Source organism: Okeania sp. SIO2B9 (assembly GCF_010672505.1).
Taxonomy (GTDB): Bacteria; Cyanobacteriota; Cyanobacteriia; order Cyanobacteriales; family Microcoleaceae; genus Okeania; species Okeania hirsuta.
In genome coordinates, this window is the sequence record NZ_JAAHGK010000667.1 from 1 (window position 1) to 4184 (window position 4184).

The following is a 4184-nucleotide window of genomic DNA, read 5'->3' on the forward strand; positions in this document are numbered from 1 at the left end:
GAGATGATTAATTCAAAAATTAATAATTAATAATTACTTCTCCTTCTCCTTCAAATGAATAGGATTGGCGAAAAGTATTTTTTTGATTTATTTATTCTTGAAATCAGAGACTTTAAAGTTTAATTATTCGCTAAACAGGGAAGAGGAAAATTATCGCAAATAATTGAGAATTTCTATATTAATTTACTTGATAGTTAATTGGGATTTAATAATAATAAAATCTGCCTCTTAATATGAAATTTGGTTATGCAGTTGTCGCAATCTATACTTACATTCAATGCAGATATAAAAAGTCGGAATATCCCTAGATAATTTCCACTTTCATCCTTCCTTTTCTCCTTTCTACTGACTACTAAATTATACGATAACTAATTATCCGGATACTATATTAAGCTATTCCAATCATTCAATAACTTCTGTTATTGAATTGTAGGTAGTGGTGTACAAGTATTTATTTTTGTAGTTTTGTTTCTGATAGTGAAAGGGATTTACTTATAAATAGTACTACATCTACAGGACTACCGAATTGTAGAAATAAAGTTATTATGGGTAGGATTATGCACTACTACAACGAAAAAAAGAATAGTAAAAACTTCAAATCAATGCAATAGTAAATCTCTGACTCCTCAGAAAAAAACTCTTTCAGATTTGGTGAAAGATTATCTAAAATATTACGATAATTACTATACTTTTCAAGAACAATGGTGGGGCGATAAAAGTCTGAATTGGGAAGGTGCTTTAGAGAGAGTTTGGATGTCTAGGTTTCCAGATGGCAAAATACACTCTCATCAGCGTCGAGTATCCTCTAAATTAGCGGTAGGATTGAGAATTTCACTAGCAGATGGCCTACAACCTCCCTTAGAGACCTTCGAGCAACTTTATGACTGGGTAGAATCTGTTACTAATCGGGTTAAGGGTCTGGGAGCAATGACAACTTATGATGTAGCTCAACGCTTGGGTATGTGGTTACAGTTATACCCAACTATAGTCTACCTTCATCAAGGAACGTCGGCTGGTGCTGAAAAATTCAATGTAAGAGGAAAGACTGCCCCTCTTGATGTGTTCCCTCCAGAAATTTAATAGTTAGGAGCTGCTCATGCGGAGAATTTTTTGTGTATTTACAAAGAGCATTTTATTTCAACTTCAGTTGTTTGATTAGATAGGTAGGAATCCTAAATCAAATCAAAGATTATGATATAATATCATGTCAGGATAATAAGTGATAAAAAAATTTTTGTTTGTAGTTTTTTAAATTGAGTTTCCACTCGTTTAATTTGAGAGTAAGCATATCCCGCAAAAGAAGCTCTGATTTTCTGGGAAATAAATGCCTGACGATAGGAAATTAGCTTTTTTCCCACTGGCGATAAATGTAAGTAAAATTCTGAATCTAACCACAGAGTTTCTAACATATTGGGATTGTTGTTATAGACCAAGGTCAGAAATTTTCTTAACTCATAAACCACACAATCTTTGACATTATCTAATACTGGATATAAACCTATTCCTGGTTCATCCCAACCTCGGTCTTTTTGTTCAACAGATTTGAAACCTAAATAATAATCTTTGGGAGCAATAAAAACGCCTTTATAATCACAATCTGATGAAGGTGTGGAAGTACCGTAAGCTTGAGAACCTGTCAGGGCAAGTAATATTAATCCTGATTCTACTGTTTTTCTATCCATTCAAATCAAAATTCAAAATTCAAAAGTTATATAAGAAGATCCTTGGGGCTTTTGATCGCTTTTTTTCAGAGGGATCGCTTCGGTGTATTATTTATGTTACTAATATATTACAAAAAAAAATATTCCTGCCATCTGGTAAAGATGTTGATTGACTGTTGTGAGAATGTGATACTCTACTATTGCGTATGTCAAAATAGTAATGAATATATTTTTAATTTCTAATTTTTAATAATCCTAGTTGTTTGTGTCGGTTGACTTGTGAGAGTAGTTTGATGAGAGCGCAAATGACTTCAAGTTCAGTTTTCACAAGGCTTGATACTCTACTATTGCGTATGTCAAAATAGTAATGAATATATTTTTAATTTCTAATTTTTAATTAGTCATAAATATGATCCTTTGTGTTGGGTCATATCAAATCCGGTTAAACAGCCATAGAATGGTTAAGTTAGGAGGAGTCAACCCACCCCTAACCCCTCCGGTGGAGGGGGAGTCAGTCGGACCTCCTCAGGAGGAGAAAGAATTACAAAGATAAACGTAGTTATGGCGATTGAAGATTTTTTTTATGTCCAATTAAACGGATTTGATATCAGAGTGTTTTGAGATGAACCACATCGTCACAATCACGCGCCCAGTAGGGAAGTTCCATGGAACGTCCCTAATGTGGTCTACCGTGCAGGAAAACCGCGCTACCGGATTTGATATCATCTCCCCATATACTCAAATTTATTCTGCTATTTGAGAATACCGACGTTTAGTTCTCGACTATGAACAACTACCAGAGATTAGTGAAGCTCTGATTTACACTGCAATAATTAGATTAATGTTACAAAGGCTTGGTGCTAAAAAATCTGGCTGTTCTTAAGATTTGTTTTACAAACAGTCTCTAAGATCCACATCGAAAAACATATCTCGTTTTAAGAAGGGTCTTCTGTTGTTTCTCGTTATTAGGTCCACACCCTTTATTTCCTTTGGTAACTCTGTAAATATTAGCCCTGAAGTATGGATCACTAGTATATGAACAAACCGTCCGGGTTAGCTCCTGTGATAAATCTCGAATATTATAATTTTGCACTCCTTTACTTTGACATGATTGAGGCATTACTTTTTGATAATTCCAGTGATCTTCCATACAAGTGTGGGCAGCATCTCTTGCTCTTCTCCGACATCTATTTGGTACATTATGACCGCATCCTCTTCTGGCATTAAATCTACCTACTATTACGCCGTTTTTAGCGGTTAAACTTGAACTTTCTACCTGATAGTACCCAGTACAAGAACGCTTAATATTTCCTGCTAGCCTGATAGGATTCTCAGTTTTATCAATGAAAGGTTCAGGGTCTATATTTTGTGCTCCTTGAGTATGGGATGGATAGTTAACTATTAGTCCTAAGATCAAACTCGACGCTAAAGTTAGAGGTATCCCTAATTTATAAATTTCTTTTATATTCATAAGTCAGACCTCCCCAATAAGTGTTGTATTGAAATTACTCCTTAACTGTCCTTGGTCTCGCTCACTTTTAATATCTCAAAGTAAATCCACTCTGTCTGTTTCTTTTGTCTCCGTGTACACTATTATCTTATAATCAAAAATTTCAATTACATACATTTTGATAAGTAATTTTACTTAACTACACTGATCTTAATTTCTTTGTGTAAGTATCAAAATATTAAAACCTTACACACCTTGATATATCTTAATTTTAAAGATGGTAGCTTACCCTAAATGCCATAGATCCCAAGCATTCTCCCATATTTGCTTCACTGACAAGTACCCCTAGTAGTAACCCTTGAGTATCAACCAAGATATGACGATACCCGGCCTTTTACTTTTTTACCGCCATCATAGCCATATACCTCCCCCTGCTTGCTCCGTCCTTACGCTGAGGTTTCCTCAGCGCGGGCGGTGCGCTTTTTGCCGTTGTTTTTACCGCCATACGAATCGACAACTGCTGCAGTAGGTTCTGGGTGTCGTGTTTCGAGTATTCTTGTTTCTCGCCGTAGAGTATGATTTATTTCCTCCCAAACACCATGTCGTTGCCATTTACGTACATTTAGTTGATACAGTTTGCCAAGGTGGTAGATCATAGGGCAAAGAACGCCAATGACAACCAGAATAAAAGATATAGAAGATACCATTAACTACTTCTGTGAGATTAGTGTTTGGTTTTTGCCCTCGTTTTTGAGGTTTTGGTAGCAAAGGTTCTAGTAGCTCCCACCTAAGCGATCGCTTAGGTAACTGGCATAAGATTTTCGGGACATTGATTTGACACTCATCGAGGTTTTGGTAGCAAAGGTTCTAGTAGCTCCCACCTAAGCGATCGCTTAGGTAACTGGCATAAAATTTTCGGGACATTGATTTGACACTCATCATTGATTTTTTTATCATTTTCTTTGTGGGTTTAATACCCCACCGTCAACGGGGGTGTTCACGCATTACTTGGGGGAGCGAATCCCCATGTAATTTTCCTCCTGTCTCCTGTCTCCTGTCTCCTGTCTCCTTCT

At 36.1% G+C, this 4184-nt stretch carries 5 protein-coding genes; 1 reads left to right on the top strand and 4 read right to left on the bottom strand.

Features of this window, described 5'->3' with window-relative positions; all coding sequences use genetic code 11:
- Positions 1 to 651 precede the first annotated feature (651 nt).
- Positions 652 to 1080 carry a hypothetical protein gene (locus F6K13_RS21200; RefSeq protein WP_124147812.1) on the top strand — a complete coding sequence of 143 codons (429 nt, stop codon included), beginning with the start codon at positions 652 to 654 and terminating at the stop codon, positions 1078 to 1080.
- Between the two features lie 122 nt (positions 1081 to 1202).
- Here the strand turns inward: F6K13_RS21200 and F6K13_RS21205 are convergent, their stop codons facing one another.
- The 4 genes from F6K13_RS21205 to F6K13_RS21220 form a co-directional block, all read right to left on the bottom strand.
- Positions 1203 to 1682 (bottom strand): DNA polymerase beta superfamily protein, encoded by a 480-nt coding sequence (locus F6K13_RS21205; protein ID WP_124147811.1) that lies wholly within the window; start codon positions 1680 to 1682, stop codon positions 1203 to 1205.
- An 883-nt stretch (positions 1683 to 2565) separates the two neighbouring features.
- Positions 2566 to 3132 (bottom strand): hypothetical protein, encoded by a 567-nt coding sequence (locus F6K13_RS21210; RefSeq protein ID WP_124147810.1) that lies wholly within the window; start codon positions 3130 to 3132, stop codon positions 2566 to 2568.
- 425 nt (positions 3133 to 3557) lie between these two features.
- Positions 3558 to 3767: a hypothetical protein gene (locus F6K13_RS21215; RefSeq protein WP_124147809.1), complete on the bottom strand. Its 210-nt coding sequence runs from the start codon at positions 3765 to 3767 to the stop codon at positions 3558 to 3560.
- Positions 3724 to 3879: a transposase gene (locus F6K13_RS21220; RefSeq protein ID WP_161564764.1), complete on the bottom strand. Its 156-nt coding sequence runs from the start codon at positions 3877 to 3879 to the stop codon at positions 3724 to 3726. The genes F6K13_RS21215 and F6K13_RS21220 overlap by 44 nt, the downstream gene beginning before the upstream one ends.
- Between the last annotated feature and the right edge of the window lie 305 nt (positions 3880 to 4184).